General features: G+C 40.2%; 15 protein-coding genes. 11 read left to right on the forward strand and 4 right to left on the reverse strand.

Annotated elements, in window-relative coordinates:
- Positions 1–236 precede the first annotated feature (236 nt).
- The 6 genes from ybgC to pal all read left to right on the forward strand — a co-directional run bounded on the left by ybgC (position 237) and on the right by pal (position 5,187).
- On the forward strand, positions 237–647 hold the full coding sequence (gene ybgC, locus E0409_RS12545; RefSeq protein WP_067724926.1) for a tol-pal system-associated acyl-CoA thioesterase: 411 nt from the start codon (positions 237–239) through the stop codon (positions 645–647).
- 24 nt (positions 648–671) lie between these two features.
- On the forward strand, positions 672–1,370 hold the full coding sequence (gene tolQ / locus E0409_RS12550; protein ID WP_131291363.1) for a protein TolQ: 699 nt from the start codon (positions 672–674) through the stop codon (positions 1,368–1,370).
- Positions 1,370–1,819 (forward strand): protein TolR, encoded by a 450-nt coding sequence (tolR, locus tag E0409_RS12555; RefSeq protein ID WP_131291366.1) that lies wholly within the window; start codon positions 1,370–1,372, stop codon positions 1,817–1,819. The genes tolQ and tolR overlap by 1 nt, the downstream gene beginning before the upstream one ends.
- Positions 1,820–1,822: 3 nt before the next feature.
- Entirely contained in the window at positions 1,823–3,088 is a 1,266-nt protein-coding gene (gene tolA, locus E0409_RS12560; protein WP_131291368.1) for a cell envelope integrity protein TolA, read from the forward strand.
- A 207-nt stretch (positions 3,089–3,295) separates the two neighbouring features.
- Positions 3,296–4,579 carry a Tol-Pal system beta propeller repeat protein TolB gene (tolB, locus tag E0409_RS12565; protein WP_165541338.1) on the forward strand — a complete coding sequence of 428 codons (1,284 nt, stop codon included), beginning with the start codon at positions 3,296–3,298 and terminating at the stop codon, positions 4,577–4,579.
- A gap of 38 nt (positions 4,580–4,617) precedes the next feature.
- Entirely contained in the window at positions 4,618–5,187 is a 570-nt protein-coding gene (gene pal, locus E0409_RS12570; protein WP_131291372.1) for a peptidoglycan-associated lipoprotein Pal, read from the forward strand.
- Between the two features lie 51 nt (positions 5,188–5,238).
- Here pal and E0409_RS12575 read toward each other — a convergent pair whose 3' ends face one another.
- Entirely contained in the window at positions 5,239–5,433 is a 195-nt protein-coding gene (locus E0409_RS12575) for an NF038105 family protein (RefSeq protein WP_131291375.1), read from the reverse strand.
- 187 nt (positions 5,434–5,620) lie between these two features.
- Here E0409_RS12575 and E0409_RS12580 point away from each other — a divergent pair, with 187 nt between their 5' ends.
- From E0409_RS12580 to E0409_RS12600, 5 genes are all read left to right on the forward strand, one after another.
- The gene (locus tag E0409_RS12580) at positions 5,621–6,595 is read left to right on the forward strand and encodes a class 1 fructose-bisphosphatase (RefSeq protein ID WP_131291377.1); all 975 of its coding nucleotides are present in this window, start codon (positions 5,621–5,623) and stop codon (positions 6,593–6,595) included.
- Between the two features lie 54 nt (positions 6,596–6,649).
- Complete coding sequence (locus E0409_RS12585) at positions 6,650–7,426, forward strand: TrmH family RNA methyltransferase (protein WP_131291379.1); 777 nt, start codon at positions 6,650–6,652, stop codon at positions 7,424–7,426.
- Between the two features lie 169 nt (positions 7,427–7,595).
- Positions 7,596–8,210 carry an RNA polymerase sigma factor gene (locus E0409_RS12590; RefSeq protein ID WP_131291416.1) on the forward strand — a complete coding sequence of 205 codons (615 nt, stop codon included), beginning with the start codon at positions 7,596–7,598 and terminating at the stop codon, positions 8,208–8,210.
- A complete protein-coding gene (locus E0409_RS12595) occupies positions 8,207–8,527 on the forward strand; it encodes a hypothetical protein (protein ID WP_131291381.1) in 321 nt (106 codons plus the stop codon). Before E0409_RS12590 ends, E0409_RS12595 begins: the two co-directional genes overlap by 4 nt.
- Positions 8,517–8,924 (forward strand): DUF3106 domain-containing protein, encoded by a 408-nt coding sequence (locus E0409_RS12600; RefSeq protein WP_131291383.1) that lies wholly within the window; start codon positions 8,517–8,519, stop codon positions 8,922–8,924. The genes E0409_RS12595 and E0409_RS12600 overlap by 11 nt, the downstream gene beginning before the upstream one ends.
- 57 nt (positions 8,925–8,981) lie before the next feature.
- Here E0409_RS12600 and E0409_RS12605 read toward each other — a convergent pair whose 3' ends face one another.
- From E0409_RS12605 to hda, 3 genes are all read right to left on the reverse strand, one after another.
- Complete coding sequence (locus E0409_RS12605; protein ID WP_131291386.1) at positions 8,982–11,411, reverse strand: CSLREA domain-containing protein; 2,430 nt, start codon at positions 11,409–11,411, stop codon at positions 8,982–8,984.
- A 36-nt stretch (positions 11,412–11,447) separates the two neighbouring features.
- The gene (rbtA, locus tag E0409_RS12610; protein WP_131291388.1) at positions 11,448–13,244 is read right to left on the reverse strand and encodes a rhombotarget A; all 1,797 of its coding nucleotides are present in this window, start codon (positions 13,242–13,244) and stop codon (positions 11,448–11,450) included.
- 118 nt (positions 13,245–13,362) lie between these two features.
- Positions 13,363–14,067, reverse strand: a complete 705-nt coding sequence (hda, locus tag E0409_RS12615; RefSeq protein WP_131268040.1) for a DnaA regulatory inactivator Hda — start codon at positions 14,065–14,067, stop codon at positions 13,363–13,365.
- Positions 14,068–14,070: the final 3 nt, after the last annotated feature.

Consider the following 14,070-nt stretch of genomic DNA (forward strand, 5'->3'; position numbering starts at 1 on the left):
TTTTTAAAAGTGAGCATCCTTTGCTCACTTTTTTTATATCTAAAGGTTGTGTTGATTGAATACAGAATAGATCTCATTTGAAACCTTGTGCCATTGGACTAAAAACTCAAACTGCTAAACTTCAATGCGTTACACAGCTTGACTCTTAGCGAAAAAAACGTCATTTTTACAGATTTTTTAACTCGCTAAAAGTACAACTAAAACCATAAAACCGAATTGAAAAATGGGACACAATCATGGCGAATAAATTCGAGTTCAACATTCGTGTATATATTGAAGACACTGACGCAGGTGGCATTGTCTATCATGCAAACCATATTCGTTTTATGGAACGTACCCGTACCGAATGGTTACGTGCGGCAGGTGTTGACCACTACTGGCACCAAAAAGATTATCACTTTGTAGTACATAAAATAAATGTGAAATATTCACGTCCAATCCTGATGGATGACCTCATTACCGTGACTGCGAGTGTTGTTTCATGTAAAGCAACATCTTTTGTATTGCAACAAAATATTTATCGTGGTGAAATCATGCTTGCATCTGGCGAAGTCGAATTGGCATGTATTAGTGTAGACGGCATGCGTCCAACACGGCTTCCTGAGGAAATCCGTAATCTAATTCTAAAAGAGTTAGGACAAGACTAAAAAATTTATTGGCACATTGTAACTATGGCAACACAACTAGAATCATCTTTACACATATCAGATCTTATTTTACAAGCAAGTCCCATCGTTCAACTGGTAATGCTCGTGCTCCTGCTAGCATCTTTATACAGTTGGTATCTGATTGCCAAGTTACATATGAGTTATAAAAAAGCCCAGGCTGAAGATGAACATTTTCAAAAAATCTTCTGGTCTGGCGCTGAACTTAATACCCTATACAACAACGCGCAACTGAATTCCAAACGCACCGGTTTGGAAGATATCTTCTATCAAGGCATTGGCGAGTTTTTTAAACTCAAAAAATTCCAGGCAACCACACAACAAACTGTTGAAGGCACAGAACGTATTTTGCGTGTCGGTTTAAGCCGTGACCAAGGTCTGCTTGAACAAGGCTTGGGCGCACTTGCCAGCATTGGTTCTGTTGCACCTTATATCGGTCTGTTCGGTACGGTTTGGGGCATTATGAATGCCTTTATTGGTCTGGCGGATGTCGATCAAGTCACTTTGGCAACCGTTGCTCCGGGTATTGCCGAAGCCCTCATTGCAACAGCGATTGGTCTTTTTGCTGCAATTCCAGCAGTATTGGCCTTTAACCATTACACCGCTAAAGGTGAAACAGTCTATTCAGACCGTGCATTATTTGCTGAAGAAATGGTGGCGCTATTACAACGTCAAACTGTGAGTTCTGCACAGGAAAATGACTAATGGCAATTCAGCGTTCTGGACGCTTTGAGCGTGTCAAAAAACCACTAAAAAGTGAGATGAATGTCGTCCCTTATATTGACGTCATGTTGGTACTTTTGGTGATTTTTATGGTCACAGCACCTATGATCACCAGCGGGATTAAAGTCGATTTACCTCAAGCCAATGGTAATCCCATCGAATCTAAAGATGCACCGACAATCGTGACGCTGGATCAGGATGGTCTTTATTATTTGGAATACAAAAACCAAAAAACCGGCCCTGTTGATCTGGCTCAGTTGACGAGTCTTTTAGTTGAGGCACAAACCCAAGCCAAAAATGATAACAAGGAAATGAATGTTGTCATTAATGGTGCTACCACACGTCCTTATGGAGATGTCATGGCTTTAATGTCGAGTCTTCAAGATGCTGGTTTAACCCAAGTTAGTCTGCTAACCAAGCCTCTAGAATAAAGTATGAAAGATTTGAAAAAGCCACAATCCAAAGAAAAAACAATTGCGCTTGGATTTACCCTCGGAATCCATGCTGTGGCAATGACTGGCTTACTTTTTTTGGGCATGAGTAAACCGGTCGAGCCACCTAAACAAATTAAAATGGTTTTGGTCACGCCTGAGGACTTGCTCCCACCCGATCCTGTACCTTTAGAACAGACAGACTCGTCTGAAACAGCACATGAAAAAGTGGCAGAACAAGTTCAACAAACGGCAAAACCGAGTATTGAACCTGCTCCAGTGATTCCCGTTACCCAGCCTACTCCTCCTACTCCAGCACCAGCACCAGCACCAGCAAAGCCTGATGTAAATAAAGCCGCACAGGAAACCAAGGCTGCAGCGGAAGCTCTGAAAAAAGCTGACCAACAAGCTGCCGAACAGGCAAAGGCAGCTGAAGCCAATAAACTAAAAGCTCAAGCCAAGGCAAAAGCAGAGACTGCTGAAAAAGCACGAGCGGATGCCGCTGCAAAAGCTAAATCTGACGCTGCTGAAAAAATGAAAGCAAATGCTGCAGCGAAGGCCAAAGCCGACGCTGCAAATAAAGCCAAAGCAGATGCAGTGAATAAAGCCAAAGTGGATGCAGCAAATAAAGCCAAAGCGGATGCAGCAAATAAAGCCAAAGCCGATGCAGCAAATAAAGCCAAAGCGGATGCAGCAAATAAAGCCAAAGCCGATGCAGCAAATAAAGCCAAAGCCGATGCAGCAAATAAAGCCAAAGCCGATGCAGCAAATAAAGCCAAAGCCGATGCAGCAAATAAAGCCAAAGCCGATGCAGCAAATAAAGCTAAAGCGGATGCAGCGAATAAAGCTAAAGCGGATGCAGCGAATAAAGCCAAAGCCGATGCAGCAAATAAAGCCAAAGCTGATGCAGAAGCGCGTGAACGTGCTGCTGAAGAAGCCAAAGCATCATCTGCTAAACAAGCCGCAGAAGAAGCCGCGACTAAAAAAGCGGAAGCAAAGAAAATTGCCTCAACTGCAAAACGTGATTTTGAAAATAAAGTCAGACGTGCGTGGGATATTCCGAGCGGTTCATCTGGTCAAAAAGCCACTGCTCGTGTGACTTTAAGTGATAGTGGAGCAGTTCAATCGGTCATCGTCAGTTCAAGTGATCCGGACATGAAAGCAAGTGTGGAAGCCGCTGTACGTGCAGCAGCGCCTTACCCAATGCCTTCCGATCCAGATGCACGACGTGAAGCAAGAACCTTTACTTCAAGCTTTACTGCGAAATAAAATAAAAAGCCACATCAATTTAATTGATGTGGCTTTTTTGGGCGTTTAAACCCCAATTTCACTAAAAATAGATAATATTTTATTCACTTTTCACAGTCTTATAACAGTTTAGTCATCATGATGTACTTCCAATAAAGCAAAATCATGCCATTATGTGACACACCCGAATTCACAATAATTTACATTTTTTAGAGTACGTAGCGGATGATGGAAATGACGCGTAAACATCTACTTTGCCTAACCATTTTGACAGCTTTAAGTCCTGTTTTAGCGACACAGTCTTATGCACAACTGCATTTAGAAATCGCTAAAGCACCAGAAGAAGCACCGAAGATTGCGATTATTCCGTTTAATAATGATCAAAGCATTTATCCGATTGTCGAAAATGACTTAAACCGTTCAGGCAAATTTTCCAGTGCTTCAAAAAACCTACCTGCAACAGCGAGTATGAATAGCCCAAATACAGAGGCATGGAAATCTGCAGGTGTTCCCTATGTGGTTACAGGTACAGTAAAAACAACAGAAAACGGCGCGTATGAAGTTCATTATCAACTCTATGATATTGAAAAACAGCAGTATTTATTAAATGAATTACTGACTGTTCCTGCTTCGCGCATTCGTCAAGCGGGTCACATGATTAGTGATGCAATTTATCAGGCATTGACCGGTATTGCAGGTGACTTTAGCGGACGCATTGCCTATGTACTGCGTAATCCGGCGACTCCTGAACAGCGTTATACTTTACAAATTGCAGATACAGATGGCGAACAGCCAAAAACCATTCTCACCTCTCGTGATCCAATTTTATCCCCTGCTTGGACACCGGATGCGAAAAAAATTGCCTACGTTTCATTTGAAACCAAACGCCCTGCAATTTATGTACAAAACTTGGCTACAGGTCAACGTGAAAAATTAGCGAGCTTCCGTGGTTTAAACGGTGCACCAAGCTTCTCGCCTGATGGTAAAAGTATGTTGTTTACTGCATCTCTGCATGGCAACCCTGAAATCTATCAAATGAATCTGGAAACACGCCAGTTACAACGTATGACCAATGACAGTGCCATTGATACAGAAGCCCGTTATGCCCCAGACGGTAAATCCTTTATTTTCACCTCTGATCGAGGCGGTTCACCACAAATTTATACTTATAACTTTGAAAATACTTCAAGTAAGCGCCTGACGTTCCGGGGGGCATTTAATGCACGTGGCACATTAAGTGCAGATGGTAAAAAAATCGCTTTAGTCCATCGTCCAAGTGGCAGCAATTACAAAGTGGCTATTCAGGACATCAATACCGGCATTACCAATATTCTGACCCCCACCAGTTTGGATGAATCACCAAGTTTCTCGCCAAATGGGCAAATGGTGGTCTATGCAACACGTGAAGGGAATCGTGGTTTATTGTCCATCATGTCCCTTGATGGTCGTTTCCGCATGAATTTACCGAGTGAACAAGGCGAGGTTCGCGAACCTGCTTGGGCACCTAAATAACAATTTAAGTTAAAGCAATGATGATCATGGAGATAAAGATGAATGCAATTAAATTATTGGTCCTTCCTGTTCTTGCAACAGCATTAGTGATGACTGGTTGTGCCAGCCGTAAACCTGCTGCTGAAATTCAAGCAGGTCAAAATCCAACTGAAGCAAGTACAGTAAGTACTGAGGGCTTAAGTGAAGATGCGGCTCTAAATGCGCAAAACCTGGCAGGTGCTTCTTCAAAAGGTGTAACTGCAGCAAATAAAGCATTCTTGGCAAAACGTGTGGTTCACTTTGACTATGACAGCAGCGATCTTTCTAATGAAGACTATCAAACCCTGCAAGCACATGCACAATTCCTTGTTGCCAATGCAAATTCGAAAGTGGCTTTAACCGGTCATACCGATGAACGTGGTACACGTGAATACAACATGGCTTTGGGTGAACGTCGTGCTAAAGCGGTAGAAAGCTTCCTGATCACCAATGGCGTTGCTGCAACACAATTGGAAGCAGTGAGCTATGGTAAAGAAATGCCAATTAATGCAGGTCATGATGAAAATGCATGGAAAGAAAACCGCCGCGTAGAACTGAACTACGAAGCTGTTCCACCATTATTAAAATAATGGCTTGAATAAAAAAGCGCTCAACTTATTGATTGAGCGCTTTTTTATGATTTAAGCTTTTTCAGATTCTGTAGCTTCATCTTTCGAGCTTTGCATGGATTCTATGAGATCATGCTTGTTGAATTTTTTATATTCTGGTTTTGCTTCATAAGCTTTCCAAGCTTCTTTCACTTTCTCTTCAGAAATATCATCTAAACTCATAGCTTCATTTGGCGTTGGAGTCGCATCAAACTTTTGCGTTGTCATAACTGTGCTCCTATCACGATTTTTAATACCCTCTGCTCCTCAACATAGCATTTTCCACAAAACTTACAAGAGTAAAATCACGACAAATAGTCGAGTTTAATTGTCCTTTTGCTGCGTTCTCATCTAAAATGAGTCCCCATATTCTTTTGATAATTTTTTATCATTTTCTAATTGGAGTTTTCCTGTCATGTCATACCTCACCCTTTCCCAATTTCTAGAACAAAAAACAGGGAATTTAACACCTGAACTTGCTCAAGTTATTGAAACAATTGGTAATACATGCAAAGACATTGATCAGTTATTACAAAAAGGAGCTTTGGCGGGTGTATTGGGTAGTGCGCAACACGAAAACGTACAAGGCGAAGAACAAAAGAAACTGGATGTCATTTCCAATGATTATCTGATCGATGCTTTAAAAGTTCATCCTCATGTGGGTGGTTTGGCTTCAGAAGAACTCGATGAATTTACCCCTGCACAAGAAAATGGTGAATTTCTGGTATTGTTCGACCCACTTGATGGTTCAAGCAACATTGACATCAATATGTGTGTCGGCACAATTTTCTCAATTTTGCCTGCTAAAAATGCAGTGACCAAAGCTGAGGACTTCATGCAGGCAGGTACAAACCAGGTAGCTGCGGGTTATGTATTGTATGGTCCATCGACCATGATGGCGCTTACCGTTGGTGCGGGTGTTGTATTCTTTACTTTCGACCCAGAAACTCAAGAATTCCTTTTAACTTCTAAAGATATTCAAGTGGCTGCTGATACCAAAGAATATGCTATCAACGCATCAAATCAACGTCATTGGGAAGAACCAGTAAAACGCTACATTGGTGAACTTCAGGATGGTAAAACTTCTGTTCGTGGCAAAGACTTCAACATGCGTTGGGTTGCTTGTATGGTGGGTGATATTCATCGTATCCTTTGCCGCAGCGGTATTTTCTTATATCCATACGACACCAAAGATCCACAAAAAGCTGGTCGTCTTCGTTTAATGTATGAAGCAAATCCAATGAGTATGTTGATGGAACAAGCTGGTGGTGCATCTACTACAGGTCGCGTTCGTATTCTTGATATTCAACCGACAGAACTACATCAACGTGTTCCTGTTGTCATTGGTTCTAAAAACGAAGTTGACTTAGTTACTCACTACCATAATTAATTTTTTATAGCGGAAGTAAGTGCTTACTGCTTACTTCCGTGGATTTATTCTCCCATGCCTACTATTTTTCTAGAATCTAAAGATAATCCTAAAATTAAGCACTTACGTGGCTTAATCGACCAAAACTCGTATCGTAAAAAACAAGGTCAAACTGTTCTTGAAGGTACGCATTTATGCCTTTCATGGTTGGCAGAAGATCGAAAAATTAAGTCTATTTTCACCACTGAACATGCCTTAGCTCACCCAGATTTCGATCTTATTGCAGAAAAATACCAAGGTGCGGTATTTGTGATTAGTGAATCTTTATATAAAGATTTAAGCACATTAGGCACTACACTCGCTTGCCTGGCAATTGTTGATTTACCAAGTTCAAGCAACGCCTTAGACTTCACGGCAGACACCTTAATTTTGGAAAATATCCAGGATCCAGGCAATGTCGGCACTTTAATTCGTTCTGCGGCTGCAGCCGGTATTAAACAAATTGTATGTACCAAAGGTTCAGCATCACTGTGGTCGCCACGGGTATTACGCGCAGGCATGGGTGCACATTTTTCATTGCATACCTATGAAAATATTGCCCTTGAAGATCTTTTAGATAAATTTAAAATTCCTGTGTATGTCACCAGTTCACACGAATCAGAAAGTTTATATTCGAAAGATTTAAAGAAAGCTTGTGTATGGATCCTAGGTAACGAAGGTCAAGGGGTTTCTGACTATGCCCTTGCTCATGCACAAGCAGTTTCTATTCCGCAGCCTGGCGGACAAGAATCCTTGAATGTTGCAATTGCAGGTTCGGTCTGTTTCTTTGAGATGGTTCGTCAGCGTTTATAATCCTTTCTCTTTCGTTACTTTATTTTAACCGTCACGCGTTGATGTTTAAAAATAGATTACACTAGAAAAATAATAAGTTTTTTTGTCAACCAAACCATTATTTCCAACGTTATATATACATGAAAATGGAAATAATGGTGGGTATCCAATGACAGGATTTTCCATCTCTATGGATTCAGCACCAAAACAGTCTCATGCGGAAAATTTGAGTACTCTGAAGAGTACGGCTGAACAACGCCTGAAAATTTTCATGCAGGATGTCACTGGACGTGCCTTAGTCATGATGGAAAGTGCTACTCAAGGTCAACAAGGCATTGCGATGGATTTAGTGCAAGAAGCATTTATTTCCTTGCATAAAACATATGCCGAAAAGCCGACTGATGAATGGTACCCCCTGTTTTACACCATTTTGAACCATAAACTACAAGACTGGCGTAGAAAAGAAGCCCGTCGAGCGCAACCTTTTTCATTTTTTAAAAAGGTTAGCCTAGATGACGACGATATTGAACTGAATGATATTGTCGATGAAAGTACCCCCAGTCCATTCGATTTTCTTGATCAAGCTGTGACTGCCGAAGAAATACAGGAAGCCATTTCCAAGCTTCCCGTTCGGCAGCAACAAGCTTTTATGCTACGTGCTTGGGAAGGTTTTGATACACACACCACTGCGCAAATTATGGAATGCAGTGAAGGTAGTGTAAAAACGCATTATCACCGTGCTATTCAAGGTCTTAGGAACTCGTTGGCACATTTGAATCCATATTCTGGAGGGTCATCCGAATGAAACAAGATGATTTCTTAAAACAAGTTACTTCCAAACTCGATGGACTCGCACAACATCATAAAGACAAACCTGTTGTGATGAATCATGTTATTGAAGAAATTCAAGACCGGGACACTTCCCGTTACGGACTTTGGAAAATGTCAGGATTTGCACTGGCTGCGGCAATTGCAGGTTTCGTGGTCTTCCCAAATTCTATTGAAATGGCTGACAAGCCTCAAAATCAAGTTGTAGTTACTCCAAAATTATCACCCCAAATGGTTGAAGATTTGGAGATGTTAATGGTTTTAGGCGAGGACAAAGTTCCACATGGCAGCTAAAAGATTAGCATTTGCTTTTTGTGCACTCGGATTTCTACAAACCAGTTTCGCTGGTTTTGAACGTTTTTGGATTTTTTCTAAAGATGCAGATACTCAATTGGAAGAAACGTGGGAAACTCTGTCAGATGCTGAACAACGCGCACTTATTCAGCGTTATCAATCGCTAAAGGAATTACCTGAAGCACAAGGTACAGCTTTGCATCAGCGTATGGATTGGTTTACCCAATTACCCGAGCAAGAAAAGCAAAAAATGCGAGAAACCTGGCAAAAAATGAGTAGCCAAGAGCGTAAAGATTTAGGCAGCCGTATGCAAAAAGCGACAGCTGAGGAAAGACCCGCTATTCGTGATGAATACATCACTAAATACTCACAACAGCCCAATATTACTCATCATTAATGCTCAAAATACTCAACAGTACCCACTAAAAAAGCCTCTTTCGAGGCTTTTTTAGTTTTATTTCATTTTACGTCGGTACAGACCTAATCCAATAAGTCCCAATAGACCATAAATACCGAATGATCCACCACCACTACTACTTGAGTTGGTGTTTTTTGCTGTATTTTTCAATGACAATGTTGCTTCGTTTGAAATTCCACCATCTGAGTCAAAAATTGCATACCGAATTGGGTAATCAAACTGGCTATAAGCATTTTTTACGGTAAATTGAATTTTACCACCATAACAGGTCTCACGAATATATGCTTCAGGACAAGGACCTTCATACTCAGCTTTCATAATTAAACCCGCAGGTAATTCAGGAAAACGGATTGGAATATCTTGTCCTACATCATTTTGATGATAAATAGCTTTCGGTTTCGTCACAGTCGAAATCGGACCATCCCCATCATCACTGTCATTTTCTAGTGGGTTTACACTCACGGTTAGATACTGACTTGCATCTAGAACATAATTATCATTTGTAGCAATAGGTGCAATATTGGTAAAGCTGACTTTTAAAATGCCTGATGACTCTTGTGCTGTGCCAGCTTTTTCTTTAATCGTGTATTTACAATATGCATTATCACCATTTTCTAAAAGTGCACCACTGCTACGATAGATCATGATACGTTTCAGATCAGCTTTCCACTCACACTTCAAGTCATCCATTGAACCATTTAGTACCGGCTGACCATCTTTAACGGTCAGTACGCCAATCCCAAAAGGCTCTGCAATAATATCGTAATGCTTGGTATCCAATACTTTAATTCGATATTCTTCATTTTTACTGTCTGGAACACGCTCTTCGCCTGCAATCGCAAGCTCAAACGGATTAAAATAAATCGCACGATATTTTTGGTATTGCTTGGTGTATTTAAGCAGGTTTTCGAAGTTCGCTAACTCTTCCTTAAAATCTTCAACATCTTCTTTTTTTTCAGTACTTTCAGTAATTAGTTCTCTCAGCTCATCAATATTTTTCTGATAATAGTCTAGCAAAGTCACCAAAGATGAATTTTTAAGATCAGAGATATCAACAGCCGCTAGGTTCATTTGCTCAACAGAACCAATATCACAACTACTTTGTAGATCGGGATTTAATTGTAAAACTGTATCATCAGCACGTTCTAGAAGTCGTTGATCATAATCACTACAACCACTACTGTTCACATCGACTAAATCCGTCGCTGTTTGATTATTGCGTGGATAATACAGCGGCAAGAACGTGTTATATGGGGATGCAGGGATCAGCTCAGAAAGTAGAGTCGAGAAACTTGTGGTCGATACATCAATATTTTTCGAGTTTATCGTTGTGGCATCTAAACTACTTTTAGGTAGCATACACTGATCTAAGCCAGTGCCTAAATTTAAAGCATTTTTTGCCAAAATAAATACGATATTTTCTTTTGGCACGCCTGTATCAGAATAGTAGCGACACGATTTACCACCTTGATTAAAAGCCAAAACGTTAAAATCGACATATTTGCTGCCATTCTCATCATAGAGCAAAGTACTGTGCGCTTCATTTTCAACAATGGTATTACTGTTGATTTTAAACGTTGAAAAAGGACTTAAGCGATTTAAGCCCTCTGTGACCATACGTAAAATACTACCATTGCTGGTGCTGGCTTTATTTTGCGCAATGGTATTGGTAATTAAATCAACTTTTGCTGAACCACAGAAATCAAAAGCACTTAAACTACTGCTTGAACCATTGTTGATAATACTGTTGCGCTCAAAATAAACGACTGGTTTGGTATCGTCCAAATTGCCGTAGCAGTCCATCGCGATCACACTGCCTTTTGCTGAAGTGTTGCCTTGAATTAAACTGCCATTAATGGATATTTTCTTTTCACTATTCAATGCAACATTATAAATTGCACCACCTGCAACCTCTGCTTTAGAATTGACAATCGCACCATTCTTAAAGATTAAATCTCCGCCAATCAGTACTGCACCACCACGACCATTTTGCCCAGCCTGAGTACCAGCATAGCCATTTTCAAGCTGAATATTATTGAGGGTAAAGCTAATTTCAGTTTTACTGGTGTTAAAAATCCGTGTACGCCCTTCACCACTAATCATGGTTTTAATACCTTCCAGTGCTGGATAGGTCTGGGTCAATTTATTCTTTTCTTTAAAATTCTCACGCGATGCGCCGTTAATAATTACCCTCGATTCAGGTGCTAATTCTGAATCCAATTTATATCTACCGGCTTCAAGTTGAATATAGTCAGTTTGACCAAACACCGTATTGCCTGGTGTACACCCTCCATAAGCTGCATTTTTCTTTGCCGTGATAATCGCTTCACGCAATGAACAGGCATTGGCATTTTCACCATTTTCATCTGCAAATGTTGTGACATAAATGGTTCCATCTTCAGCTGCCATCAATGACATTGCAGATAAAACCATGACACAGAGCAATCCTTTTTTATAAGTGTGCATCACTTTTCCCTTTTTTTATTTTTTATTTCTTATTTCTTATTTTTTAAAGCGGCGTATACCCACCAGTCCCAATACAGCAAATAAGCTGAAGAATCCGAACGCCCCACCCGAGGTTTTTACAGATTTATCTTCAAATTCATTGTTCGGTTCTTGCACCATATAGGCTTCAAGCACTATATATTTTTTGTTTTCATTGAAATGTGTCGATGACGTAACAATTTGAAGGTTAAAAATATCTGCACCATGCCAATTGCCATTTGGGGTATAAACCAAATTACCATCGATATCTAAAGTCAGAGTTCCTTTTGACTTTGTTAAAGTTTGATCGATGTAGGCACAACCATCTTGCCATTCGCCGCCTGCTGGGTTCTTCATATTTAGCAGGCTTTCACATTTTTCTTTTGGGTATAAGTCACTGTCACCCAAATATTCTAAAATGTTCAGCTTAGCAACTTCGCCTACTTTTAAATCTTGTCCAATACGCTGTTTAGAGCTCGGTACAACAATTTCTATTGCTCCGCGGTCACACCAGCTATTATCCGTTGTTCGATTTTTATTACGTTGATCCATGGTTTCACACATCAACTGTGTGCTGTCTAATGACAAATCCAGACGACCTTTATTCAAGATCAAAGTATCAAACATATTTTGAGCACTGAATAAAATACGCGGGCGAATATAGCCCAAGAAGGTATTTTTCGGTGTGCTGTATGGACACAGTAAAGCATCTGGATCTTCAATTAACGATTTACAACTACCTTCACTACTATTGCCGGCAAAAAGTTTGCTACCACCCCAAAATTCATTTGGATATTTGGCATCGCCACTCTTACACTCATTCCCCACTAAATTGTTTTGTATTAACGTCTTATCATCTGCGTTAAATTGGCAATTCGTGCCGCTACCATTTCCCACGACAATACTGTTGGCAAGATAACCGTAGCCTTCTTGTGAATCGAATTGTACACCTGCCTGATTACCTACAATCGTCACATTATTTACAGCAATACCGTCACGAATATTAATGATATAACCACTGTTATTTAAAAATGTACTATTGCTGAGTTTATTTATATTTTTATCGTTTAGCAGAGTAACATCAGCAATCGGTTTTTCACTAAAAATATTAGCAGCATCTGAAGTGGTATTGTTATTTTTAAAGACAACACTGCTCAGTGCAAATGCCGGTCGTTGACCATACAAAACAGCACCAGTGACGGCTGTATTATTTTCCAAAATACTGTCGCTAATCGCGACTTGGCTAATGTAGTTTTGTGTTGCACTACTCTCACCGACATTATAAATTGCCCCCCCTAAACGTGCATTACCGCCAGAGAGTTTGACATATTGCAAGACCAAACGTTCATTGTTATAGAAAATCCCGCCTTTGTCGGCACAAATACTTTTGTTACAACCTTCAAAGCTCACTTCTTTGATGGTGATCAAAGCTAAATCTTTCGGATCATGGTCAATATTAAAAATTTGATCTTTGCCTGCCATTTTAATGACAGCATTATTCAAGCCCGCAATTGCTTCTTCAGTCACTGTGGTGTCATAATAAGTTTTTAAGGCCAGACTTGCTTTCACATCAACTTTAGCGTTAAGGGTATAAGTTTTTTGTTTGTCTAATAGAATTGTCGACAAAGCATTTTTACCGCCACAACCCATGTAGCCTGCTTCAGGCATGCCTTTATTGACATATTCAATGGCTTCACGCAATGAACATTCACTATCATCTTTGGTGATATCATCTGTAATGGTGACGGTTATTTCTGCACTATAAGCATGTCCTGCTAGACACAGCATCCCTATGCCTATGCCCCGTTTGAGCATATCTTTCTCCTTATATTCTTTTATCTTTTTTATTCTTAAGTTGCACATTCCCTGCAACATCGAATTATTTTGCTGTACTTTGTCACAGCTAGAGTAATTACTCAAGATTTTTTATTATTTACCGATATTCATCAATTAAGGCATAAATTTGTCTTAAATTGGCATGACTGATTTTTGTTTTTTCACCTTTTAACAGCTGAATTAATTGTTCTAAAGTTTGTAGTAAAATAGAGGTTTGATGAGGTCCATGCAGCAACAAATAATCGATAATTTGTTGATCAATGTGAATTCCGCGACGTGTTAGGACTGATGTTACTAGCGCATAGCGATCTGCATATAAACTCCCTGTCGGTACTTTAACGCTCACCGCTTGAGTCAAACGTGACTGCAAATCCGGAAGTTCAAGTTTCAATTCAATGGGCGCAACACGAGAAGAGAAAACTAACTGCCCTCCACCTTCATTATTATAATTAATTAAATGGAATACTGCTTTTTGCCAATGCGGAACACCACTAATGGCTTCAATATCATCCAATGCCACAAGGTCATATTGATCTAATGAAGTAATTGCTTCAGTTGGCGCATCAAGCAATTCCAGTAATGAGACTTGAATGGCAGACTTACCTACCTCTAAATAAGAATCGCAAATGGCAGAAAGCAAGTGGCTCTTACCTGAACCCGCACCACCATACACATAAAAACGGTTTATTAAACCGGCGTGAAGCTGTCGAACTGCATCAATAACATGCCCCCAACTCGGACCCGAAAAATCACTAATTCGGGCATCCAGTTGAGGTTCTATATCTAGTTGCAGTTGACGCATATA

Source organism: Acinetobacter sp. ANC 4862, assembly GCF_004336635.1.
Lineage (GTDB): Bacteria > Pseudomonadota > Gammaproteobacteria > Pseudomonadales > Moraxellaceae > Acinetobacter.

Coding starts and splice junctions, on each gene's coding strand:
- E0409_RS12600 (WP_131291383.1), top strand. CDS start 8,517: ATGGCAGCTAAAAGATTAGCATTTGCTTTTTGTGCACTCGGATTTCTA.
- E0409_RS12585 (WP_131291379.1), top strand. CDS start 6,650: ATGCCTACTATTTTTCTAGAATCTAAAGATAATCCTAAAATTAAGCAC.
- tolQ (WP_131291363.1), top strand. CDS start 672: ATGGCAACACAACTAGAATCATCTTTACACATATCAGATCTTATTTTA.
- E0409_RS12590 (WP_131291416.1), top strand. CDS start 7,596: ATGGATTCAGCACCAAAACAGTCTCATGCGGAAAATTTGAGTACTCTG.
- tolA (WP_131291368.1), top strand. CDS start 1,823: ATGAAAGATTTGAAAAAGCCACAATCCAAAGAAAAAACAATTGCGCTT.
- E0409_RS12580 (WP_131291377.1), top strand. CDS start 5,621: ATGTCATACCTCACCCTTTCCCAATTTCTAGAACAAAAAACAGGGAAT.
- rbtA (WP_131291388.1), bottom strand. CDS start 13,244: ATGCTCAAACGGGGCATAGGCATAGGGATGCTGTGTCTAGCAGGACAT.
- E0409_RS12595 (WP_131291381.1), top strand. CDS start 8,207: ATGAAACAAGATGATTTCTTAAAACAAGTTACTTCCAAACTCGATGGA.
- ybgC (WP_067724926.1), top strand. CDS start 237: ATGGCGAATAAATTCGAGTTCAACATTCGTGTATATATTGAAGACACT.
- pal (WP_131291372.1), top strand. CDS start 4,618: ATGAATGCAATTAAATTATTGGTCCTTCCTGTTCTTGCAACAGCATTA.
- hda (WP_131268040.1), bottom strand. CDS start 14,067: ATGCGTCAACTGCAACTAGATATAGAACCTCAACTGGATGCCCGAATT.
- tolR (WP_131291366.1), top strand. CDS start 1,370: ATGGCAATTCAGCGTTCTGGACGCTTTGAGCGTGTCAAAAAACCACTA.
- tolB (WP_165541338.1), top strand. CDS start 3,296: ATGGAAATGACGCGTAAACATCTACTTTGCCTAACCATTTTGACAGCT.
- E0409_RS12605 (WP_131291386.1), bottom strand. CDS start 11,411: ATGCACACTTATAAAAAAGGATTGCTCTGTGTCATGGTTTTATCTGCA.
- E0409_RS12575 (WP_131291375.1), bottom strand. CDS start 5,433: ATGACAACGCAAAAGTTTGATGCGACTCCAACGCCAAATGAAGCTATG.